The sequence below is a fragment of the Streptomyces sp. NPDC001100 genome (assembly GCF_053598575.1).
Genome location: NZ_JBSFKO010000012.1, coordinates 70,615 through 91,905, shown reverse-complemented (window position 1 = coordinate 91,905; position 21,291 = coordinate 70,615). Strand labels below are relative to the sequence as shown.

18 protein-coding genes and 2 tRNA genes are annotated in these 21,291 nt (G+C 70.2%); 12 read left to right on the top strand and 8 right to left on the bottom strand.

What is annotated here, in order from left to right; genetic code table 11:
* Window positions 1-36 precede the first annotated feature (36 nt).
* Both ACWDEW_RS19360 and ACWDEW_RS19355 read right to left on the bottom strand, forming a co-directional pair.
* On the bottom strand, window positions 37-1,422 hold the full coding sequence (locus ACWDEW_RS19360; RefSeq protein ID WP_450514177.1) for an ABC1 kinase family protein: 1,386 nt from the start codon (window positions 1,420-1,422) through the stop codon (window positions 37-39).
* Window positions 1,415-2,641 carry a ThiF family adenylyltransferase gene (locus ACWDEW_RS19355; RefSeq protein WP_450514176.1) on the bottom strand — a complete coding sequence of 409 codons (1,227 nt, stop codon included), beginning with the start codon at window positions 2,639-2,641 and terminating at the stop codon, window positions 1,415-1,417. The genes ACWDEW_RS19360 and ACWDEW_RS19355 overlap by 8 nt, the downstream gene beginning before the upstream one ends.
* A gap of 219 nt (window positions 2,642-2,860) precedes the next feature.
* Between ACWDEW_RS19355 and ACWDEW_RS19350 the strand changes: the two genes are divergently transcribed.
* The 4 genes from ACWDEW_RS19350 (at window position 2,861) to ACWDEW_RS19335 (ending at window position 6,692) form a co-directional block, all read left to right on the top strand.
* A complete protein-coding gene (locus ACWDEW_RS19350) occupies window positions 2,861-3,457 on the top strand; it encodes a M48 metallopeptidase family protein (protein ID WP_450514175.1) in 597 nt (198 codons plus the stop codon).
* A 114-nt stretch (window positions 3,458-3,571) separates the two neighbouring features.
* Window positions 3,572-5,227 carry a TerD family protein gene (locus ACWDEW_RS19345; protein WP_450514174.1) on the top strand — a complete coding sequence of 552 codons (1,656 nt, stop codon included), beginning with the start codon at window positions 3,572-3,574 and terminating at the stop codon, window positions 5,225-5,227.
* Between the two features lie 11 nt (window positions 5,228-5,238).
* The gene (locus ACWDEW_RS19340) at window positions 5,239-5,919 is read left to right on the top strand and encodes an AIM24 family protein (RefSeq protein WP_019072125.1); all 681 of its coding nucleotides are present in this window, start codon (window positions 5,239-5,241) and stop codon (window positions 5,917-5,919) included.
* Between the two features lie 17 nt (window positions 5,920-5,936).
* Window positions 5,937-6,692 (top strand): AIM24 family protein, encoded by a 756-nt coding sequence (locus tag ACWDEW_RS19335; RefSeq protein ID WP_399114725.1) that lies wholly within the window; start codon window positions 5,937-5,939, stop codon window positions 6,690-6,692.
* Between the two features lie 55 nt (window positions 6,693-6,747).
* On the opposite strand, the gene ACWDEW_RS19330 is transcribed toward ACWDEW_RS19335, so the two are convergent.
* Window positions 6,748-7,269 carry an NUDIX hydrolase gene (locus ACWDEW_RS19330; RefSeq protein ID WP_450514173.1) on the bottom strand — a complete coding sequence of 174 codons (522 nt, stop codon included), beginning with the start codon at window positions 7,267-7,269 and terminating at the stop codon, window positions 6,748-6,750.
* Window positions 7,266-8,693 (bottom strand): zinc-dependent metalloprotease, encoded by a 1,428-nt coding sequence (locus ACWDEW_RS19325; RefSeq protein WP_450514172.1) that lies wholly within the window; start codon window positions 8,691-8,693, stop codon window positions 7,266-7,268. The genes ACWDEW_RS19330 and ACWDEW_RS19325 overlap by 4 nt, the downstream gene beginning before the upstream one ends.
* A gap of 192 nt (window positions 8,694-8,885) precedes the next feature.
* Here ACWDEW_RS19325 and ACWDEW_RS19320 point away from each other — a divergent pair, with 192 nt between their 5' ends.
* The 4 genes from ACWDEW_RS19320 (at window position 8,886) to ACWDEW_RS19305 (ending at window position 12,047) form a co-directional block, all read left to right on the top strand.
* Complete coding sequence (locus ACWDEW_RS19320) at window positions 8,886-9,998, top strand: SDR family oxidoreductase (protein ID WP_362984458.1); 1,113 nt, start codon at window positions 8,886-8,888, stop codon at window positions 9,996-9,998.
* Window positions 9,999-10,116: 118 nt separating this feature from the next.
* Entirely contained in the window at window positions 10,117-10,578 is a 462-nt protein-coding gene (locus ACWDEW_RS19315) for a molybdenum cofactor biosynthesis protein MoaE (RefSeq protein WP_450514171.1), read from the top strand.
* 153 nt (window positions 10,579-10,731) lie between these two features.
* Entirely contained in the window at window positions 10,732-10,896 is a 165-nt protein-coding gene (locus ACWDEW_RS19310; RefSeq protein WP_019072131.1) for a hypothetical protein, read from the top strand.
* Between the two features lie 53 nt (window positions 10,897-10,949).
* Window positions 10,950-12,047 carry a YlbL family protein gene (locus ACWDEW_RS19305; protein ID WP_450514170.1) on the top strand — a complete coding sequence of 366 codons (1,098 nt, stop codon included), beginning with the start codon at window positions 10,950-10,952 and terminating at the stop codon, window positions 12,045-12,047.
* Window positions 12,048-12,141: 94 nt separating this feature from the next.
* On the opposite strand, the gene ACWDEW_RS19300 is transcribed toward ACWDEW_RS19305, so the two are convergent.
* The gene (locus ACWDEW_RS19300; protein ID WP_019072133.1) at window positions 12,142-12,684 is read right to left on the bottom strand and encodes a PPA1309 family protein; all 543 of its coding nucleotides are present in this window, start codon (window positions 12,682-12,684) and stop codon (window positions 12,142-12,144) included.
* A 174-nt stretch (window positions 12,685-12,858) separates the two neighbouring features.
* Between ACWDEW_RS19300 and ACWDEW_RS19295 the strand changes: the two genes are divergently transcribed.
* From ACWDEW_RS19295 to ACWDEW_RS19280, 4 genes are all read left to right on the top strand, one after another.
* On the top strand, window positions 12,859-15,822 hold the full coding sequence (locus ACWDEW_RS19295; protein WP_450514298.1) for a UPF0182 family membrane protein: 2,964 nt from the start codon (window positions 12,859-12,861) through the stop codon (window positions 15,820-15,822).
* Between the two features lie 72 nt (window positions 15,823-15,894).
* Window positions 15,895-15,968: transfer RNA gene (locus tag ACWDEW_RS19290), tRNA-Met, on the top strand.
* A 206-nt stretch (window positions 15,969-16,174) separates the two neighbouring features.
* Window positions 16,175-18,154: a sel1 repeat family protein gene (locus ACWDEW_RS19285; protein WP_450514169.1), complete on the top strand. Its 1,980-nt coding sequence runs from the start codon at window positions 16,175-16,177 to the stop codon at window positions 18,152-18,154.
* Window positions 18,155-18,362: 208 nt separating this feature from the next.
* A tRNA-Met gene (locus tag ACWDEW_RS19280) sits at window positions 18,363-18,436 on the top strand.
* A gap of 51 nt (window positions 18,437-18,487) precedes the next feature.
* Here the strand turns inward: ACWDEW_RS19280 and ACWDEW_RS19275 are convergent.
* From ACWDEW_RS19275 to ACWDEW_RS19265, 3 genes are read right to left on the bottom strand one after another with little or no spacing between them, the layout of a single operon-like run.
* The gene (locus ACWDEW_RS19275; protein WP_450514168.1) at window positions 18,488-19,633 is read right to left on the bottom strand and encodes an ABC transporter substrate-binding protein; all 1,146 of its coding nucleotides are present in this window, start codon (window positions 19,631-19,633) and stop codon (window positions 18,488-18,490) included.
* Entirely contained in the window at window positions 19,630-20,493 is an 864-nt protein-coding gene (locus ACWDEW_RS19270) for an ABC transporter permease (protein ID WP_450514167.1), read from the bottom strand. Before ACWDEW_RS19270 ends, ACWDEW_RS19275 begins: the two co-directional genes overlap by 4 nt.
* Complete coding sequence (locus ACWDEW_RS19265) at window positions 20,490-21,260, bottom strand: ABC transporter ATP-binding protein (RefSeq protein WP_450514166.1); 771 nt, start codon at window positions 21,258-21,260, stop codon at window positions 20,490-20,492. The genes ACWDEW_RS19270 and ACWDEW_RS19265 overlap by 4 nt, the downstream gene beginning before the upstream one ends.
* Window positions 21,261-21,291 lie beyond the last annotated feature (31 nt).

Here is a 21,291-nt window from a genome sequence, read left to right as displayed (position 1 = left end):
CTCGCGCCCGTCCTCGCCCCGCCCTCGCGACGGGGCTCAGGCCTCCGCCGCCGGTTCCTCCTCCGCGAACTCCTCGTACTCGTCCGGCTCCTCCGGCACGAACCCCGGCAGCCATTCCTCCAACTCCTCGCGCAGCCGCACAGCCGCACCCAGCTGACACAGAACGCCGATTGTGCTCAAGGTCACTCGATGTATCAGGAGATACGCGGGAGGCAGGTTGAGCTGCTTGCCCAACTGGTGGGCGGGAGAACGGGGATCGGCGATACGGGCGGCCTGACTGCGCATCCAGCCGCGGGTGAAGGTGAACTCGTCGACCTGGGCCGGCTCGATGATCGGCACCAGGTAGTCGAGGACGGCGTCCGGATCCAGCTCTATCGACTCCTTGACGAAGCCCTCCGCGCACAGCAGTTCGTAGACCGCCTCGGCGTCGCCGTCCAGCGTCATGCGCAGGGAATCACCGATGGGCGTCGGCAGACCGCCGGGCAGCCGGTCGACCGTGCCGAAGTCCAGGACACCCAGGCGCCAGTCGGCCTTGCCGTCCGGGTCGGCGGGCAGCAGACGGAAGTTGCCCGGATGCGGGTCCGCGTGGAGCAGGCCCGTACGGGCCGGGCCGGAGAAGAGGAAGCGGGCCAGCAGCTGGCCTGCCCGGTCGCGCTGCTCCTGGGTGCCGTCGGCGATCACCTCCGACAGTGGAATCCCGTCGATCCACTCCGTGACCAGGACCTGGTCGCACTGGTGGACCACGGCGGGCACCACGACATCCGGGTCGCCCTCGAACTCCTCGGCGTGCACCTGCTGGGCCTGTGCCTCCAGGCCGTAGTCCAGTTCCTCGGAGACCCGGTCGCGGAGTTCGGCGATGAGGGGCTTGATGTCCATCCCGGGGATGAGCGGGCCCAACAGGCGGGCGAATCGGCTCAGTTGGGTCAGGTCGGAGAGGAGGGCCTCGCCGGCGCCCGGGTACTGCACCTTGACCGCAACCTCGCGGCCGTCGTGCCACACCGCCCGGTGCACCTGGCCGATGGACGCCGCGGCCGACGGCTTGTCCTCGAACTCCTCGAACAGCTCGCGCCAGTCCTCGCCGAGCCGCTCCGCCAGCACACCGTGCACGGTGCGCGTCGGCATCGGCGGCGCCGCCTCCTGGAGCTTGGTCAGCGCGGCGCGGTAGGGACCGGCGACCTCTTCGGGCAGCGCCGACTCGAAGACGGACAGCGCCTGCCCGAACTTCATCGCCCCACCCTTGAGTTCGCCGAGCACCTTGAACAGTTGCTCCGCCGTGCGCTGTTGCAGCTCGCGGCCGACGATCTCCGCCGACTCGCCCACGATCCGTTTCCCGAGCCCCCACGTGGCTCTCCCGGCGAAGCCGAGCGGGAGCGCGGCGAGCTTGGCGGTACGGGTGACCGCCTTGCGGGGAAGATCAGACATGCGCCCTCCAAGTCCCAGCCGGCCGGGCCGAGTCTGCCTTACGGCGCACGCCCATCTTCGGCCGGTCCTCTGCCATTGTCGCGTGTCGATCCTCGTCCGTAGAGGTGTGTCCCTCCTTACCTTTCTCCGCCTCCCCTTCCGCGGCTCCGCAGGGGCATGCGGAATGCGCCCAGACCGGTCGCGCGTGCCAGTGCAGACCGGGTAGCGAGACCTCCCACCGCGCGCCCGCGCTCGACGGCGACTGCCCGTCCAGGAAGGCGAGCGCGTGCGCGGCCGCCAGCCCGGCGACGGTCGTGGCCAGCGTCAGATCGCAGGGCCGCACCCGGGGCTGCTTGCCGGAGCGCCACTGCGCGACCAGCCGGGGCCAGGTCGGATCCCGGTCGGTGCGCGCGTGCTGCAGACAGCCCGCGCACGCCGACTCGCCGGGCAGTACCAGCGGGCCGACCGTTCCCGTGGCCTCCACGACACCGGCGTACAGATGAGGGGTCCCCGAGGCGATCAGGTCGGCGGCGGCGGACGGGTCCGGCGCGTGCACGGCGACATCGTCGCGCGGGGCGAGGACCACCAGGGAGAAACCGGGTTCGCCCTCCTCCCGTGCGGTCCCGGAGGTCCGGCGCGGCGACCGGTCCGGGGCCGCGCGACGTACCGCCCGCCGCGCCGACTCGTCCCGGCGCTCGCCGACGGCCTCGGCGGGCAGCCCGCCCGGAGCGACGTCCCAGGGCTCGGTGTCACCTCCGTCGCGCACGTCGATCTCGCCGACCCCCGCACCCGACAGCAGTGAGGCAAGCACCGCGCCCACCCGGCCCGCGCCCCTCACCTGCACACGCAGTCCGCGACGCGCCGCCAGCCGGGCCATGGCCGCGCCCGGCTCGCCGGTCGTCAGGGAGAGCGACGCGAGGTCCGGGCGCAGCCGGTCCAGGACGTCCTTCTTCGCGCGAAGCGCGTCGGCAGCGGGACCGCCCCCTTTCGCGTCGTCGAGCAGGCCGGCGTGCGTGAGCCCCTTCACCAGGTGGTCGACATGGCCTTCGGGCAGATCCATCCGCTGGCCCTCCTCGCGCAGGAGCGGCAGGCCGCGCGTGCCGTTGAGCAGGTCCAGGAAACTGCCCGTCGCCGTGTCCATCGGTCCCAGCGTCATCGCGTGCGCCGGTGTCATCCCGAACTGCACGGTGTTGAGATCACGCCAGCCGCGCCGCAGCGCGGGCTTCAGCATCGGATGCATGACAGGCCCCCGTAGCCGTAGGAAGTACATCCCGTGTTCCGGTGGAACTGGTCGGTGCTCCGCCGGTGGTGCCAGAGTGCCCGGCCGGGCCGGAGGACGCCGAAAGTTGTCCACAGGCAGGGGGGATTCGTCGTACGAATCAAACGCTTGGTGGGGGATCGACACCGAAACCGTCCCGGAGTCGGGACTTCCCGCGTGTGCAGAGGGTAACGTCATGGCGTGCCCGCCGACCCACTGCACAGCGCCGGAAAACCACAGCGCAGTACGACGAGCCAGCCGCCAAGCGGCTCGGGGGCGAGCGCGATCGAGGTTCGCAGGAGTGCGCGTCGGCGCAGAACGGTCTCCGCGTACCGCGAGGGCGATCGCACCGTCGTGCTGATCCCCGCCCGGATGTCCGAGGCGGAGGAGAAGCGCTGGGTCACCGTCATGCTCGACAAGCTGGCCGCCCAGGAAAGCAAACGCGTGCTCGGGGACACGGAGCTGGCCGAGCGCGCCGAGCGCCTGTCCGCCCAGTACTTCGACGGCCGCGCCCGGCCCACGTCCGTGCGCTGGGTCACCAACCAGAACACGCGCTGGGGATCCTGCACGCCCTCCGAGGGCAGCATCCGGCTCTCCCACCGGCTGCAGGGCATGCCCGAGTACGTCGTCGACTACGTGTTGCTGCACGAGCTCGCGCATCTCCTGGTGCCCGGGCACGGACCGCGTTTCTGGCGGCTCCTGGAGGCGTATCCGCGCACCGAGCGGGCCAAGGGGTACCTCGAAGGCGTGGTCGCGGCCGAGCGGCTGCCCCATTCGCCGGGCGCCCGCGAGGAGTGACCGTCCCCTGTGGGGGATTGTGTACCGGGTCTGTACCGACTTACTCCGGTGTCGGAGATTGCCGTTAGCCTGACGCGACGCACATCGCATCGGGATGGGGGACGGTCGTTACGCATGGCCAGGGAATTCCAACGCGGCCACAAGGCCAAGATCAGTGACCTCACCGCGGGCACCGATCTGTACGTAGGCGTACAGATCACCGGCCCCGGGCTGACGTTCGACATCAGCTGCTTCGGTCTCGACGCCGAGGAGCGGCTCTCGGACGACCGGTACTTCGTGTTCTTCAACCAGCCGAAGTCCCCCGAGGAGTCCATTCAGCTCCTGGGTGCCCAGGCGGGCGACGCCGAGTCCTTCAGGGTCACGCTCGACAAGATCCCGCCGCAGATCCACAAGCTGGCGTTCACGGCCACGATCGACGGCGCCGGACAGATGTCCCAGATCGCCCCCGGGTACGTCCGGATCGTCGCGGGTGGCGAGGAAGTGGCCCGCTACTCGTTCAACGGTTCGGAGTTCACCACCGAGCGGGCCGTGATGCTGGGCGACTTCTACCTGAAGGACGTCTGGCGGTTCGCCGCCGTCGGCCAGGGCTTCGACGGCGGCCTCGAAGCGCTGCTGAAGAACTTCGGCGGCGAGGTCATGGAGGAGGAGGCCCCCGCCGCGCCGCAGCCGCAACCGCAGTCCGGCGCTGCCCCGGGCTTCGCGCCACCCGCGTTCGGCGCCCCGCCCGCCCCGACACCCGCCCCTGCCCCCGCGCAGGGCTTCGCGCCGCCGCCGGGAGCCACCCCGCCCCCGGCCCCGGCTCCCGCGCCCTCCGTGCACGCCGCACCGACGATCATCGCTCCGATGACCCCGCCCGGCCCCGGCACCGTGCCGCCGCCGGGCCCCGTTCCCGCGCCCTACGGCCAGCCGCCGCAGCCGTACGGGCAGCAGGCCCCCGGCCAGACCGCGCCGCTGCCTCCGGGGTACGGCCAGCCGCCGCAGGCACCGCCGCCCCCTCCCGGCTACGGCCAGCCGCCCGCGCCTCCCGGCTACGGGCAGCAGCCTCCCGCGTTCGGGCAGGTCCCGGCCCAGCCCGCCGCCTACGGAGTGCCCTCCGGCGCTCCCCAGGGCGCCGGTGTGTCGGCCGCGCTGCAGAAGTTCAAGGAGACGCCCACCGGGCAGCGCTGGACGCAGCAGAACAAGAAGCTGATCCGCGTCGACCTCGGCATCGGCGGCCAGCCCGTACTGGCCCGCCAGGGCAGCATGGTGCTCTACCAGGGCAAGGTCGACTTCGGCTACAAGGGCGCCGGGTTCGCCGGCCGGCTCGTGGGCAACGCGACCGGCCAGGAGATGCAGCTGATGCGCTGCACGGGCCAGGGCCAGGTGTTCCTCGCCGAGAACTCGACCAACCTGCACCCCGTCGAGCTCCAGGGGGACGCGATCTGCGTCTCCGCCGAGAACGTCCTCGCCTTCGACGAGAGCCTCCAGTACGAGGTCCGGCGGATCGAGGGACACGGCATCCCCGGGGGCGCGCTGTTCACGATGCAGTTCCAGGGGACCGGCACCATCGTCGTGAAGACCCACGGCGAGCCCGTCGTCCTGCCGGTCACGCCGACCACGTTCGCCGACTGCAACGCCGTCGTCGCCTGGTCCGCCGCCGCCCAGGTGATCGTCTCCAGCCAGGTCCGGATGCGCCGCAACGCGTACCCCGGAGACACCGGCGAGAGCGTCAACCTGCAGTTCCGGGCCGCCCCCGGCAACTTCGTCGTCGTCCAGCCTTACGAGGTCTGAGGGAGCCCGTCATGAACCAGCCGCTCGCGGGCTACGCCCCCGCACCCGTCACCGCCCGCATGGAGAACCACGGCAACAACATGCTGAAGGTCGCCATGCAGACCGGAAGCGACCTCTTCGCGCGCGTGGGCTCGATGATCGCCTACGAAGGCTTCATCCAGTACGAGCCCAACCCGCCGGCCGTGCGCCAGATCGCGCGCGACTGGATGACCGGCGAGGGCGCGCCCCTGATGAAGTGCTCCGGGGACGGACTGCTCTACCTCGCCGACTACGGCGCCGACGTCGTCGTGATCAACCTCAACGGCGACGGGATCTCCGTCAACGCCACCAATCTGCTCGCCTTCGACACCTCCCTCACCTGGGGCGTCGAGCGCGTCAAGGGGCTCGCCAAGTTCGCCGGGCAGGGCCTGTGGAACACCAAGATCAGCGGCCAGGGCTGGGTCGCGCTGACCTCCCGCGGCAAGCCGATCGTCGTCGACTGCGGTGGTGGCGACGACGAGACCTACGTCGACCCGGACGCGCTCGTCGCCTGGTCCCCGAACCTCAAGGTGAAGGGCAAGCGCAGCTTCAAGGCGCAGTCGCTGATCGGCCGCGGCAGCGGCGAGGCCTACCAGATGGCCTTCTCCGGGACGGGCATCGTCGTCGTCCAGCCCAGCGAGGACAGCACCGACCGCCTCCGGTTCCGGGGCTGAGGGGGGAACACGACACCATGCAGAGCCCGCTTTTCGCGTTCAACGACTCGCAGTCCCAGGACCGCTACAGCCTCCAGAACAAGCAGATGCTGCGCATCGTCCTGGAGGGCCACGACGACATCCTCGCTCGCAAGGGCACGATGGTCGCCTACCAGGGGCTTGTCGAGTTCGACGCCGAGTACCAGAACACCCGGCAGGCCTACGCGCGTGCGGCCACCGGCGAGGGCCTCAGTCTGATGCGCTGCCACGGGCAGGGCACGGTCTTCCTCGCCAACCTCGCCCAGCACATCCACGTGGTGGATGTGGAGCAGGACGGCCTCACCGTCGACAGCAGTTACGTCCTCGCGATGGACTCCTCGCTGCACCACGAGGTCATCGCCGTGGACAGCCAGTACGGCATCTCCGGCTCCGGGAAGTACCAGCTCAACATCACCGGCCGCGGCAAGGTCGCCCTGATGACCTCGGGCGCGCCCCTGATGATGCAGGTCACGCCGGACAAGTACGTCAACTGCGACGCCGACGCGATCGTCGCCTGGTCCACCGGCCTGCGTGTCCAGATGCAGGCCCAGACGCACTCCTCCGGGGTGTGGCGGCGCCGCGGCAACACCGGCGAGGGCTGGGAGCTGAGCTTCATGGGCAGCGGCTACGCGCTCGTCCAGCCCAGCGAACTCCTGCCGCCGCAGAACGCAGGCATCGGCCAGGGCCTCGCCGCGCAGTACGGCATGGGCCAGCACGGCGCCCACGCGCAGAACCAGGGCAACGCCTGGAGCTGAGCGACCAGCAGTCGAACGTAAGGGGCGCCCGCCATCGCGGGCGCCCCTTACACGTTCAGAGCCTGGCGCGCGACGCCTCCAGCAGCCGCACCACCGACTCGTCCGCTACGGCCGCCACCTCGTCGTAGGCGAACCAGCGCAGGTCGAGGGACTCGTCGCTGATCTCCTGCACGGCACCGGGCGGTGCCACGACCGCGTACTGGACGTCGTAGTGGAAGTGGCACGGTGCCGGGATGGGATGGAGGTCGAGGCGGGCAGGACCGCCCGGCAGCAGGGTGAGTCCGGTGATGCCTGACTCCTCCGTGGCCTCGCGCAGGGCCGCCTCCTCCAGGGAGGTGTCCTCGGGCTCGCAGTGGCCGCCCATCTGGAGCCACATCCGCAGCTTCTTGTGCAGGGTCAGCAGGACGCGACCCTGCTCGGGATCGACCACCAGCGCGCTCGCCGTGACGTGACCGGCGTGGCAGGACTTCCACATGCCGTCCGGGTGAGCGGCCAGGTGGTCCAGGTAGGCCTGGCGCAGCTCCGTCTGGTCCTCGTAGCTCTTCAGTACGAGGACCGCGTCGTCGTGCAGGGTCACTCGGAGTCGTCGTCCTTCTTCTTCAGGTCGGGCTTCTCCTCCGTGCCGCTCGCCGCCTCTCCGAGCAGCTTGTCCAGCTCGGAGAAGTCCAGCTGCTCGCGGTGCACGAAGCCGTCCGGGTCGTCCAGGTCGGAGGCCGTCGGCAGCATGTCCGGGTGGGCCCACAGGCCGTCCCGGCCGTCGACACCGCGCGCGTCCGTGAGCGAGGCCCACAGCCGGGAGGCGTCGCGCAGCCGGCGCGGGCGCAGCTCCAGGCCGATCAGCGTGGCGAACGTCTGCTCGGCGGGGCCACCCGTCGCCCGCCGGCGCCGCAGGGTCTCGCGGAGCGCGTCGGCGGACGTCAGACGCGGCTTCGCGGCGGCGTGGACCACCGCGTCCACCCAGCCCTCGACGAGCGCCAGAGCCGTCTCCAGACGGGCCAGGGCGGCCTTCTGCTCGGGCGTGTCCTCCGGCTGGAACATGCCCTGCTGAAGGGCGTCCTGCAGCTGCTCCGGGTTCTGCGGGTCGAACTGGCCGACCACGTCCTCCAGCTTGGCGGTGTCGACCTTGATGCCGCGCGCGTAGCCGTCGACCGCGCCGTACAGGTGCGAGCGCAGCCACGGCACGTGCGCGAACAGACGCTGATGGGCGGCCTCGCGCAGGGCGAGATAGAGCCGCACCTCCTCCTGGGAAATGCCCAGGTCCTTGCCGAAGGCCTCGATGTTCAGCGGCAGCAGCGCGGCCTTGCCGACCGGGCCGAGGGGCAGACCGATGTCGGTCGAGCCGACGACCTCGCCCGCGAGCACGCCCACGGCCTGCCCGATCTGCGTGCCGAACATGGCGCCGCCCATGGAGCGCATCATGCCGATCAGCGGGCCCGCCATGGCCTGCATCTCCTCCGGCAGGACATCGCCCATGGCCGCGCCGACGCGCTCGGCGACCGGGTCCACGAGTTCCTTCCAGGCAGGCAGGGTCGCCTCGACCCACTCCGCGCGGGACCACGCCACGGCGGAGCCGGCGCCGGACGGCAGCGAGGTCGCGTCGTCCAGCCACAGATCGGCCAGCCGGACGGCCTCCTCGACGGCGCTGCGCTCGGCGGGGCCGATGCTCGCGTCCTTGGTGCCGTCCTGAGTGCCCTGGGAGACCGTCTGGCGGGCGATCTGCTTGGCCATGTCCCAGTTCACCGGACCGCCCTCGTACGAGAGCATCTGGCCCAGCTGCTGGAACGCGGCGCCCAGGTCGTTGGGGTTCAGGGAACCGAACATGGCTGCGAGCGGATTGTCCGCGCCGGGGCCGCCAAAGCCCCCGGCACCGGGCAGCCCGCCAAATCCGAACGGGTTGGCCGGTCCCTGACCACCACCGCTCTCCTGGTCCTTCTTCTTGCCCTCGTCGCCGTCGTCCGGCTCCTCCGGCGGAAGGCCGAATCCGAATGGGGTGTCACTCACGGGATTCCTCGGCTGTTAAGGCCGCCGGTTCTCTCCGACGGCACGACTGCCCTTCAACACCACCCAGCGTAGACACCGCGAGCCGATCGGGCCTCGGTGCTTCGCCGAGACCTGGCCTGCGGCAGGATGGATGCCACCTGGTCCGGACGCGTCACGCGCGTCCGTACTGAAGACAACCGCTGGAGACGCCCGGTGAGTTCCCCAGATCCGCAGGTTCGCGCAGCGCGAAACCACTCAACCAGTCCCGCCGTGCGCGGGCCCGTCGTCGCGGTCACCGGCGCCGCGTCCGGGATCGGGGCGCTCCTCACCGAGCGGCTCGCCGCCTCGGAGGAGATCAAGCAGGTCATCGCCATCGACGAGCGGCGCGGCGAGTGCGCGGCGGCCCAGTGGCACATCCTCGACGTACGGGATCCGGCCATCGCGGAGAAGCTGCGCGGCGCCGACGTCGTCGTCCATCTGGCGCTGGACCTCGATCTGGAGACCGACCCGGCCGCCCGTTCGGCGTACAACGTACGGGGGACGCAGACCGTGCTGACCGCCGCCGCGGCGGCCGGGGTCCACCGGGTCGTGCTCTGCACCTCGGCGATGGTCTACGGAGCGCTGCCCGACAACGAACTGCCGCTCTCGGAGGACGCCGAACTGCGCGCCACCGCGGAGGCCACCGGTGTCGGCGATCTCCTGGAGGTCGAGCGGCTCGCGCGGCGCGCGCCCCGGGCGCATCCCGGGCTCAATGTCACCGTCGTCCGCCCCGGAGTGCTCGTCGGAGGCACCGACACCGCGCTGACCAGGTACTTCGAGTCGCCCCGGCTGCTGGTGGTGGCCGGGTCGCGACCCGCGTGGCAGTTCTGCCACGTCGAGGACCTGTGCAGCGCCCTGGAGTACGCCGTCCTGGAGAAGGTCGACGGGGAACTCGCCGTCGGCTGCGACGGCTGGCTGGAGCAGGAGGAGGTCGAGGAGCTCAGCGGCATCCGGCGCATGGAGCTGCCCTCCGCGGTCGCGCTCGGCGCGGCGGCCCGGCTGCACCGGATCGGTCTCACCCCGTCCCCGGCCGGCGACCTGGCGTACACGATGTACCCCTGGGTGGTCAGCGGGAGCCGGCTGCACGACGCGGGCTGGCGGCCCCGGTGGACCAACGAGGAAGTCCTCGCGGAGCTGCTGGAGGAGGTCGCCGGACGGCACACGGTCGTCGGACGACGGCTCGGCCGCAAGGACGCGACGGCGGCGGGTGCCGCGGGCGCGACGGTCGCACTGCTGGGCGCGGCGGCGGTCGTACGACGGGCGCGGAAGGCCCGGCGCCGGATCTGAGCAGCGTGTCCACGAAGGACACCGGAGGAGACCCTGTAGGACGCTCCAAACAGGCACGCGCGTGTGCCTGGTGAAAGTGCTATTCCGCGCTGTCGGCGGGGTGCGGCACGATGGAGGCATGGCACCCACGATCGACCACCCCGGTGAGCAGGCCGCGCAGGATCCCGTCAAGCTGATCGGGATCCGGGAGACGCCGCTCTCCGTGGACGAGGTCTTCCGAGCCGTCGGGGACGACGCGGCCGGTGGCACGGCGCTGTTCGTCGGGACCGTGCGCAATCACGACGGCGGCGCCGACGTCGAAAGGCTCGGGTACTCCTGCCACCCCAGTGCCGAGGCCGAGATGCGCCGCGTCGCCGAGAAGGTCGTCGCGGACTACCCGGTGCGGGCGCTGGCCGCCGTCCACCGGGTGGGAGATCTCGGGATCGGGGACCTGGCGGTCGTCGTCGCCGTGTCGTGTCCCCACCGGGGCGAGGCCTTCGAGGCGTGCCGGAAGCTGATCGACGATCTCAAGCACGAGGTGCCGATCTGGAAGCACCAGCAGTTCTCCGACGGCACCGAGGAGTGGGTCGGCGCCTGCTGACGCCGGCCCACCGCGTCTGCTGATGCGCACTCACGTACTTCTCACCCGCCCTCCGGTTGCGTAACCGCCCCCCTGCCACGAGCGTTGTCAGTGGGCCTGGCTAATCTGCTGATCAGGCAGTTGAGTTCACTTGTCCGGGGTTGGGAGGTCGGCATGGCGGCACTCGCCTGGTTGTTGATTCCGCTGGTGGCTGCGATAGGCGCCGGTCTGTGGGGCAGTTGGGCCAACAGGACCCGCAAGGTGCGCAGCGACGGTCCGGAACTGGACGGCTATGCCCGCTTTCGTGAGGCCATGGACAAGTCCCACTCCGGCACGTGAGCCGAAGGCGGCCCTGACGGTGCGCTGACAGAAGCGTCCCGTACTGTCGTGCCATGCCACGCCGCACCGCGACGATGCTCGCCTCCACCCTGATGCTGATCGCGCTCCTGTGCGCGGGAGTCCTCATCAACGTCCCGTATTCGGAGATGTCACCGGGCCCGACGGTGAACACGCTCGGGGACCACGACGGCGAGCCGGTACTGCAGATCACCGGGCGCAAGACCTACCCGACGACCGGTCACCTGAACATGACGACGGTCCGGGTCACCAGCGCCGACTACAACATGAACCTCATCGAGGCCGTCTACGGCTGGCTCGCCCACGACGACAAGGTCGTCCCGCACGACACGCTGTACCCGGACGGCAAGACGGAGCAGCAGTCGACCCAGGAGAACGCCGAGGAGTTCAGCCAGTCCCAGGAGAGCGCCAAGGTCGCCGCCCTGGACCAACTGGGCATCCAGGTGAAGTCCTGGGTGATCGTCTCGACGGTCCTCAAGGGCTCCCCGGCCGAGGGCAGGCTGCACGCCGGTGACGTGATCAAGGCTGTTGACGGTACGACGGTGAAGCAGCCCGACGACGTCGCGAAGCTGGTCACCAAGCACAAGCCGGGCCAGAAGGTCGTGTTCACGATCGTGTCGGCCAAGGACCAGGCCGCCGCGGTGAAGGCGAACAAGACGGCGACGGCCACGAAGGACATCACGATCACCACGGCGACCTCCGACGACACCGGTGCCAAGCGCGCCATCGTCGGCATCTCGGCCGGAACCGATCACACATTCCCGTTCACCATCGACATCAAGCTCGCCGACGTCGGCGGCCCGAGCGCCGGCCTGATGTTCGCGCTCGGCATCTACGACAAGCTCACCCCGGGCGACCTCACCGGCGGCAAGTTCGTGGCCGGCACCGGCACGATCGACGACACCGGCAAGGTCGGTCCGATCGGCGGCATCTCGATGAAGACCGTCGGTGCACGCAGCAAGGGCGCCCAGTACTTCCTGACGCCCGCCGAGAACTGCGCGGAGGCCGCCAAGGACACCCCCAGTGGCCTCAGGCTCGTCAAGGTGAACACCATCAAGGACGCGATCAGCGACCTCAAGCTGATCAACAGCGGCAAGACCGCCGACCTCCCGAAGTGCAGCACCAAGAGCTGAACGAGCCTCTTTCTTTAAAGAAGGCCTCGCGTACGACTCCGGGGGCGCCCTCAGGCAAAGGGCGCCCCCGGAGTCGTACGAGAAGAACAGGACGTCAGTCCTCGAAGGTCGCCGACAGGGCCTCTGCGAGGCCGGGGACCAGGGCGCCACCGGTGAGGACCTCCGTGGGGGAGTCCTTCTCGCGCAGCCGCAGGGCCGAGTCGCGGGTGCCGTCGCGCAGGACCGCGACCGTCATCCGGACCTCCTGGCGGTCGGGGTGCTGGGCGACCCACTGGGTGAGCTTCTTCTCGCTGAGCCCCTCCGGGACGGAGGCCTCGGCGGACGGCGGCAGCATCAGCCGCTCGACGGTGAGCGCGCAGCCGGCCACCGCGTCGGGCCAGGCGATCGTGCCGAGGAACTCGTCCAGCGGCTTTCCGGCCGGGATCTCCTCCTGCTCGATCGGGGTGAGACCGGTGGTCTCGGGCTCGTCCCGCAGGCCGAGTTGGGCCGCGAGACCGGGCTCCTGGGCCCGCAGTCGCGCGGTGTCTACGAGGGCGAAGAGGCGAGCGGGCTGGTCCCAGCCGAGGCCGGAGGCGTACTCGTCGATCTCCAGTACGGCCCGGGTGAGGGGGTTCGCTGCCATGGGAGTGTTGGACATGGTCACAATCCTGCCTCGTTCATGGCCGGAATCGGGAACCGAGTAAACGGTGAGTAAGTTGCATAGGTGTGGGCCCGCGATCACGTGGGGCTACGGACGGTCCGCGAACCCGGGGGCCTGACGCAACGACAGCGACCAACAGCGAACTTCGAGGTGCGCACCTTGGCTTTCCAGATGCCGGACCGCGGCGGAGGCCCGCAAGGGCCGCGGATCAGAGTGGGCCGCCCGTCCCGGCGGGTCCGGACTTTGCTCATGACACTGGGCGTCCTTGCCGTACTCGGCATGGCGTTCACGATGTTCGCGGGCTTCTGGACGGACTGGCTCTGGTACCGGTCGGTGCATTACTCGTCCGTGTTCACCACCACCCTGTCGACCAAGATCGGCCTGTTCTTCGTCTTCGGCCTGCTGATGGCGGCAGCGGTGGGCGTGAACATCTGGCTGGCGCACCGCCTGCGCCCGCCGCTCAGCGCCATGTCGATGGAGCAGCAGAGCCTCGACCGCTACCGCATGGGCATCGCGCCGTACAAGAAGTGGCTGCTGCTGGCGATCACCGCGCTCGTCGGGCTGATCGCGGGCGCCTCGGCGTCCAGTCAGTGGCGGGTCTGGCTGATGTGGGTCAACGGCGTGCCCTTCCACCAGAAGGACCCGCAGTTCCATCTCGACGTCTCCTTCTACGCCTTCGACCTGCCCTGGTACCGCTTCCTGCTCGGCTTCGGCTTCGCCGCCGCGATCCTCTCGCTGCTCGCCGCCGCGCTGACGCACTACCTGTACGGCGGGCTGCGCGTCACCAGCCCGGGCGCGCGCGCCACGGCCGCCGCCACCGGCCATCTGTCGGTGCTGCTCGGCATCTTCGTCGCCCTCAAGGCGGTCGCCTACTGGCTCGACCGCTACGGACTCGCGGTCAAATCAAGCGACTTCAAGGCGACGGGTGACTGGACGGGCCTCCGATACGTCGACGCCAACGCGTATCTGCCGGCCAAGACGATCCTGTTCTGCATCGCCGTCATCTGTGCGCTGCTGTTCTTCGCCACCCTGTGGCGGCGCACCTGGCAGCTGCCCGTCATCGGCTTCGGCCTGATGGTGCTCTCCGCGATCCTCATCGGCGGCCTGTACCCGGCGATCGTGCAGAAGTTCACGGTCCAGCCGAACGAGCAGGCCAAGGAAGCCCCGTACGTCCAGAAGAACCTCAAGGCGACGCGCGAGGCCTACGGCATCGACGACACCAAGGTCACGGAGTACTCGGGGACGAGCACCACCAAGGACAAGACCAAGCTCCGCGCGGACGTCGACTCCACGGCGAGCATCCGGATCGTGGACCCGAACGTCGTGTCGCCCACCTTCCAGCAGCTCCAGCAGATCAGGAACTACTACGCGTTCCCGACCAACCTGGATGTCGACCGCTACACCGAGGACGGCAAGGACCAGGACACGGTCATCGGGCTGCGCGAGCTGAACCTCAACGGCATCCCGAAGAACAACTGGATCAACGACCACTTCCGCTACACCCACGGCTACGGCGTGGTCGCCGCCAAGGGCACCGAGGTCGACTCCGAGGGCCGCCCGGTCTTCACCGAGTCCGATCTCCCGTCCTCGGGGGACCTCGGCAAGTACGAGCAGCAGATCTACTACGGCGAGAAGACCACCACGTACTCGATCGTCGGCGGTCCCCAGAAGGAGATCGACTACTCCGACGACAGCGGTGAGAAGACCACCAGCTACAAGGGCAAGAGCGGGGTCAACCTCTCCAACCCGCTCAACCGGGCCGCGTACGCGGTGGCGTTCAACGAACCGCAGATCCTCTACTCCGGTGCCATCGGCGAGGGTTCGCGGATCCTGTACAACCGCACGCCCAAGGAGCGCGTCGAGGCGGTGGCCCCCTGGCTGACCATCGACGGCGACGCCTACCCGGCGGTCGTGGACGGCCACATTCAGTGGATCGTCGACGCGTACACCACCAGCAACGGCTACCCGTACGCCTCCCGGACGACCCTCGGGGACACCACGGCCGACTCGCTCACCGCGACCAACAACAACCGCGCGGTGGTGGCCCAGCAGAACCAGGTCAACTACATCCGCAACTCGGTGAAGGCGACCGTCGACGCGTACACCGGTCAGGTCAAGCTCTACCAGTGGGACACCGAGGACCCGGTCCTGAAGACCTGGATGAAGGCGTTCCCCGGCACGGTCGAGCCCAGGTCGGACATCTCGGCCTCGCTGATGGCCCATCTCCGGTACCCGCAGGACCTGTTCAAGGTCCAGCGCGAGCTGCTCACCCGCTACCACGTGACGGACGCGCAGACGTTCCTCAGCGGCAGCGAGGTGTGGCAGGTGCCGGACGACCCGACCAACAAGTCGGGCAGCGCGGTGCCGCCGTACTACCTGAGCATGAAGATGCCGGACCAGTCGGCGCAGGCGTTCTCCCTGACGACGACGTTCACACCGAACGGGAGAGACAACCTCAGCGCCTTCATGGCGGTCGACTCCGAAGCCGGCAGCCCCGACTACGGCAAGATCAGAATCCTGAAACTGCCGACCAGTACGACCGTCGGCGGGCCCAAACAGGTGCAGAGCGCCTTCAACTCCCAACAGGACATCGCGGAATCCATCAAGCTGCTCAAGGGCGGCGACTCCGACATCGAGTACGGCAACCTGCTGACGGTGCCGCTCGACGGAGGACTGCTGTACGTGGAGCCCGTCTACGTACGCGGTGGTGGACTCAAGTACCCGCTCCTGCGCAAGGTGTTGGTGGCCTACGGGAACAAGACCGCGTTCGAGGACACGCTGGACGAGGGCCTCAACAAGGTCTTCGGGGCGGAGACTTCGACCACGCCACCGGATACCGGTACCACCACGCCACCGACATCCAGCAACCCGACGGTCCAACAGGCCCTGACCGACGCCCAGAAGGCCTTCGACGCGGGGCAACAGGCCCTGAAGAAGGGCGACTGGGAGGCGTACGGGCAGGCGCAGAAGGATCTGCAGGCGGCGCTGAAGCGGGCCGAGGACGCGCAGGCCGCGGCCGAGAAGAGCAGCGGCAGCGACAAGAGCAGTCCGAGTGCCAGCAGCAGTCCGACTGCGAGCAGTAGTCCCAGCAGCAGACCGAGTGCCAGTAGCAGTCCGAGCAGCGCGAGTGGTTAGCGCAGCTCAGACGGCAGTTGATCACTAGGTCAGAGGCCCACCCCGCACCGTGGTACGGTTGCAACACAACGGCGCGGGGTGGAGCAGCTCGGTAGCTCGCTGGGCTCATAACCCAGAGGTCGCAGGTTCAAATCCTGTCCCCGCTACTGATCGCGAAGGCCCGGATCCTTTCAAGGATCCGGGCCTTCGCGCTGTGCGAACGCATGTGCCGACGAGGGCGACGGCCGTGCCGCCCGGGGGAGTTGGTGGAACCGTGTTTCGCTTGTCTCTCTGTGGGCATGTCGACAAAACGCTGTAGAGACCTCACTGGCTGCGGTATACCAGGTGTACCCAGGTTGCAGGTGGTGCGACGATGGACGTTATGGGGGACAAGGCAACTCTGTTGGATACAGGGCGTTTTGTGCAGCCTTCCGACCGGGACGAGACCGGTGAGGGGGAGGCTGTCGACGAGGCACGCACACGGCTCGCCGCGCAGGCCGGCGACGTCGAGGCGACGAGTGTCCTCGGAGCGATGCTGCTGCGCCGCGGTGATCTCGACGGAGCCGAGCCTCTGCTGCGTGCCGCCACCGCCGAGGGCGACCGGGCCGCGGCCAACAACCTGGGTGTCCTTCTGCACCAGCGCGGATACGCCGACGAGGCCGCCGGATGGTGGCGGATCGCCGCCGTGGCCGGGTCCGCCGCAGCAGCGCACGCACTCGGCCGGTACCACCGCGAGCGCGGTGACGAACCCGCGGCCGAGTACTGGCTGCGCCAGTCCGCCGAGCAGGGCCACGCGCTCGGCGCGTACGCCCTCGCCGACCTGCTGGAGCACCGCGGGGACACCGCCGCCGAGCAGTGGATGCGGTCCGCCGCGGAGCGCGGGCACCGCGAGGCCGCGTACCGACTGGCGCGTGCGCTCGATCGGCGGGCACCGCACGAGGACGAATACGGGGCCGGGAACGGGATCCCGGACGGGGTCAGGTACGGGAAGCGGGTCGGCGGCGGGAGCGAGGCCGGAGGCCGGAACGGGATCGAGGACGGGGGAAAGGACGACGGCGGGAGCAGGGCCGGTGGTCGGAGCGGGGGCGGGGAAGGTGCCGGCAGTGGTGCTGGATCGGTCGCCGGAGGACCCGCGGCCCCTGTCCCCGGCAACGAAGCCGAGCAGTGGTACCGGCAGGCCGCCGCGCGTGGGCATCAGCGGGCCGCGCTGCAGCTCGGGGCGATCCTGGAGAAGCGGGGTGAGCTCAAGGAGGCCGGGCGCTGGTATCTGACGTCCGCCAAGGACGGCGAGGCCCGGGCCGCCTGCGCGCTCGGGTTCCTGCTGCGCGACGCCGGTGACACCGAGAGCGCCGCCGTGTGGTGGCTGCGCGCCGCCCAGGACGGCGACGGCAACGCGGCCAACGCGCTGGGCGCGCTGCACGCCGAGCGCGGCGAGACACAGACCGCCGAGCGCTGGTACCGGGCCGCGATGGACGCCGGTGACGTGAACGGCGCGTACAACCTCGGGCTGCTCTGCGCCGAGCAGGCGCGCACCGCGCAGGCCGAGCAGTGGTACCGGCGCGCGGCCTACGCCGGACACCGCGAGGCGGCCAACGCGCTCGCCGTGCTGCTGCTCCAGGGCGGCGACGCGACCGGCGCCGAGCCCTGGTTCTCCAAGGCGGCCGAGGCCGGCAGCGTGGACGCGGCCTTCAACCTGGGGATCCTCTTCGCCGGGCGCGGCGAGGAGGCCGTAGCGCTGCCCTGGTACGAGCGGGCGGCTGCCGCCGGGCACACGGAAGCGGCGCTCCAGGTCGGGATCGCCCGGCTGCGGGACGGCGACGAGCAGGAGGCCGAACGGCATCTGCGGTGCGCCGCCGGCGGGGGGAGCGCGGAGGCGGCGTACCGGCTGGCCTCGGTGCTCGACGCGCGGCGACCGCCGGCGCCCGCGCACGAGCTGGGCGAGCAGGTGCACGAGAAGACCGAGTGCGAGGAGTGGTACGAGCGGGCGGCCTCCCAGGGGCACCGGCGTGCCCAGGTGCGGGTCGGGATGCTGTCGGCCGCGCGCGGGGATGTGGTCGAGGCGGCTCGGTGGTACCGGGAGGCGGCCGAGGCAGGGTCGCGCAACGGGGCTTTCAATCTTGGGCTGTTGCTGGCTCGGGAGGGGAGCGAGCCGGAGGCTGCGGTGTGGTGGGCGCGGGCCGCTGACGCGGGGCACGGGCGGGCGGCGTTGCGGCTGGCTCTGGTTTACGCGCGTCGCGGCGAGCTGGCGGAGGGGCAGCGGTGGGCTGATCGGGCCGTGTCCCTGGGGCCGGTGGAGGTGTCGGAGCGGGCGGCTCGGTTGCGGGATGCGTTGCGGCAGGAGCTGACGGCGTAAGGGGTGTGTTCTTCGCCCCCGCCGCCCCTACCCGTCCCGTCCCTGGGAGCTGGGCCCCCGGACCCCCGCTTCGGCCTGGACGGCCTCGTCCTCAAACGCCGGACGGGCTGAGGGCGTCGACCGGTGCTGAGAAGTGCGGGTGCGCTGACCTGCGCTGTTAAACGATTTGCTTCTCTCGGTACGGCTGACGTAGTGTCGTGTTTACCGACGCGGGGTGGAGCAGCTCGGTAGCTCGCTGGGCTCATAACCCAGAGGTCGCAGGTTCAAATCCTGTCCCCGCTACTGAAGGCCGAGGGCCGGAGTCCAGCACATGGATTCCGGCCCTCGGTGTTTCTACGGTTGGTGACCCACCGCTTCCTCGTACAGCGAGCGGTCGACGGTCCGTGACTCTGGGAGCGCGGCCCCCTTTGACACTCCCGCCGCCTTGTAGGCGGCCTGCAAGCGCGTCGTCGTCCCCGCGCGGATCTCCCAGTCCATGGTGAGCGACGGGGTGGATTTCAGGACCGCCTCGTCCGTCTTCAGGAGTTTCGCGAGGTATGCGACGAAGGCGGGGTCGCTCTTGTAGTCGCTCGCGAAGTACGTGTTCACCGTGCGGATGTAGGCCCGGAGGAGGGCCACCCCGGCGTCCACGTCGTCGTGCAGGAGGCTGCGGCCGTACAGCATGCCGCCCAGGGGCTCGCCGAGGGGCTGGCCGCCCAGGAAGGCGTACGCGGGGTTGCCGTCGACCTTGCGCCAGACCGGGTCGAGGAGCCATGCGGAGTCGACGCCGCCGTTCTGGAGGGCGGTGAGGACGTCGGCCGAGCCGAGCTGCTGGTACTGGATCTTGTCGAGGCCGCCGCCGTGGGTCGCGAGGGCTTTCTCCATGGGGTACGCGATCACCGAGCCCTTGCCGATCATCGTGCCCATCCTGCGGCCCGCCATCCGGACGTCCGCCGCCGCCTCGCCCTTCTTCAGCTTCACCCACAGGCCGCTCTTCGAGTCGGCGTCGGGCGAGAAGTTCCCGGCGACCCACTTGATGTCGAAGCCGCCCTTGATCCCGTTCATGACGGCCGCTTCCGGAGCCGCCCACATCGCGTCGATGTCCCCCTTCGCGAGGAGGGGGAGTGCGTCCGGGGTCGGGAGCACCTTGAGCGTGACGTCCAGGCCCTCCTTCTTGAACTCGCCCTTGTCCAGTGCGACTTCGAGCGGGGCCACGTACTCCGCACTCAGCGTTCCCGTCGCGATCGTCAACTTCGTGGTTTTGGGGAGGGGTTGCGGGGCCGGGGTGAGTGGCTTGCAGCGGGCCGGGGTGCGGGTGGGGGAGAGGTCCGCCGGGTCCGTCCAGGCGGACGTGCCGCAGCCGGTCACGGGTTCGACCGTGCGGTTGCCTGCGGCCGCCGTGGCCGAACTCCCGGCGTCGTCCGCGTACTTGGACGAACAGCCCGCCGACGCCAGCACCGCCGCCACGACGACCACCACACCGTACGCACGCCGTCTCACGACTGCCCCCGTCCTCGGTCACGCGGTGCCCACGGAGTGAGCAACCGGCCTGCCACCCGCACCAGTTCGGAGAAGACGACCCCCAGGACCGCGACGCACACGATGCCGACGAACATGACGTCGTTCTGGAAGAGCGCGCGGGAGTCGAAGATCAGGTGGCCCAGGCCGTTCGTCGCGGCGATCTGTTCCGAGGCGACGATGACGAGCACGGCCACGCCCGCCGCGATCCGCGCGCCCACCAGGACCGCGGGCAGGGAGGCCGGGAGGAGGACGTGGCGGAACATCTGCCAAGGGGAGGCGCCGAAGACCTGGCCCGCGTCGCGGTGGCCGGAGGGGATCGCGACGACCGCCGACATCGTCGAGATCCACACGAAGAAGAAGACCGTGGCGGCCACCAGGGCCAGTTGGGGACCCTCGCCCAGGCCGAACATGTTCAGGAAGACAGGCAGCAGGGCCAGTTTCGGTACGACGTACAGGGCGTCCAACAGCGGTTCCAGCGCGGCCCGGACGAGCGGGAGGGAGCCCATCAGCAGGCCCAGGGCGTAGCCGGCCGCCGTGCCGATCGCGTAGCCGCCCAGGACGCGCCGGGTGGTGGCCCACACGTCCGGCCACAGGTCGCCGGCGGTGGCACGGTCCCAGCCGTCGGAGAGGATCGTGGAGGGGGCCGGGTAGACGCGGGGGTCGATCCAGCCCTGGGTGGTGGCCAGTTGCCACCAGAGGACCAACGCGAGGGGTACGGCCACGGCGAGGGACAGTTCCAGTGCGCGTCGGCGGCGGTGGGTGCGTACGGGACGGAGTTCCTGCGGACCGGGGCGGCGGACCAGGACCGCATCCTCGCGGTCGGGGGCGACGGTCGTCATGCGGGCACCACCGCCTCCTTGCGCAGCAGCTCCCACAACTCGCTCTTCAGGGCGGTGAATTCGGGGGTGTCGCGGATGTCGCCGGTGCGTGGGCGCGGGAACGGCGGACGGTGTTCGGCGATGATCCGGCCCGGGCGGGCGGACATCACCAGCACGCGGTCACCGAGCACGAGCGCCTCCTCCAGGCTGTGCGTGATGAAGAGGGTGGTGGTGCGCAACGCCTGGGTGAGATCGAGGAGTTCGTCCTGGAGGATCGTGCGGAGTTGGGCGTCCAGGGCGGCGAACGGCTCGTCCATCAGCAGGAGTTCGGGTTCTACGGCCAGTGCGCGGGCGATGGCGACCCGCTGGCGCATGCCGCCGGAGAGGGTCGCGGGGTAGGCGTCCGCGAAGTCGGCGAGGCCCATGCGGATCAGCCACTCGTCGGCGCGGGCGTTGGCCTCGCGGCGCGGGACGCGCTGGACGTCCATGCCGAAGCGGACGTTGGCGCGGACCGACTTCCAGTCGTAGATGCCGTAGTCCTGGAAGATCATGGCCGCCGGGCGGGGGCTGGACGTGCGGATCTCCAGGGTGCCCGTGCTGGGGCGCAGGAGGCCCGCGGCGATGCGCAGCAGGGTGGATTTTCCGCAGCCGGACGGGCCGACCAGGCAGACGAACTCGCCGGGGGCGACGGTGAGTTCGAGCGGGCCGAGGGCGTGGACCTGGTGCGGGGCGCGGCCGAAGGCGCGGGTCAGTCGGGTGGCGTGGAGTTTTGGGTGCGGGTCTCCCACGGTTGCTCCTCGCGGAGTTCGGTACGGGTGT

What these genes read in the sequence shown, in the direction of transcription:
- ACWDEW_RS19360 (WP_450514177.1), bottom strand. Translation starts at nt 1,422, where the DNA reads ATGTCTGATCTTCCCCGCAAGGCGGTCACCCGTACCGCCAAGCTCGCC.
- ACWDEW_RS19355 (WP_450514176.1), bottom strand. Translation starts at nt 2,641, where the DNA reads ATGCATCCGATGCTGAAGCCCGCGCTGCGGCGCGGCTGGCGTGATCTC.
- ACWDEW_RS19345 (WP_450514174.1), top strand. Translation starts at nt 3,572, where the DNA reads ATGGCCAGGGAATTCCAACGCGGCCACAAGGCCAAGATCAGTGACCTC.
- ACWDEW_RS19340 (WP_019072125.1), top strand. Translation starts at nt 5,239, where the DNA reads ATGAACCAGCCGCTCGCGGGCTACGCCCCCGCACCCGTCACCGCCCGC.
- ACWDEW_RS19335 (WP_399114725.1), top strand. Translation starts at nt 5,937, where the DNA reads ATGCAGAGCCCGCTTTTCGCGTTCAACGACTCGCAGTCCCAGGACCGC.
- ACWDEW_RS19315 (WP_450514171.1), top strand. Translation starts at nt 10,117, where the DNA reads ATGGCACCCACGATCGACCACCCCGGTGAGCAGGCCGCGCAGGATCCC.
- ACWDEW_RS19310 (WP_019072131.1), top strand. Translation starts at nt 10,732, where the DNA reads ATGGCGGCACTCGCCTGGTTGTTGATTCCGCTGGTGGCTGCGATAGGC.
- ACWDEW_RS19305 (WP_450514170.1), top strand. Translation starts at nt 10,950, where the DNA reads ATGCCACGCCGCACCGCGACGATGCTCGCCTCCACCCTGATGCTGATC.
- ACWDEW_RS19300 (WP_019072133.1), bottom strand. Translation starts at nt 12,684, where the DNA reads ATGTCCAACACTCCCATGGCAGCGAACCCCCTCACCCGGGCCGTACTG.
- ACWDEW_RS19295 (WP_450514298.1), top strand. Translation starts at nt 12,859, where the DNA reads ATGCCGGACCGCGGCGGAGGCCCGCAAGGGCCGCGGATCAGAGTGGGC.
- ACWDEW_RS19285 (WP_450514169.1), top strand. Translation starts at nt 16,175, where the DNA reads ATGGACGTTATGGGGGACAAGGCAACTCTGTTGGATACAGGGCGTTTT.
- ACWDEW_RS19270 (WP_450514167.1), bottom strand. Translation starts at nt 20,493, where the DNA reads ATGACGACCGTCGCCCCCGACCGCGAGGATGCGGTCCTGGTCCGCCGC.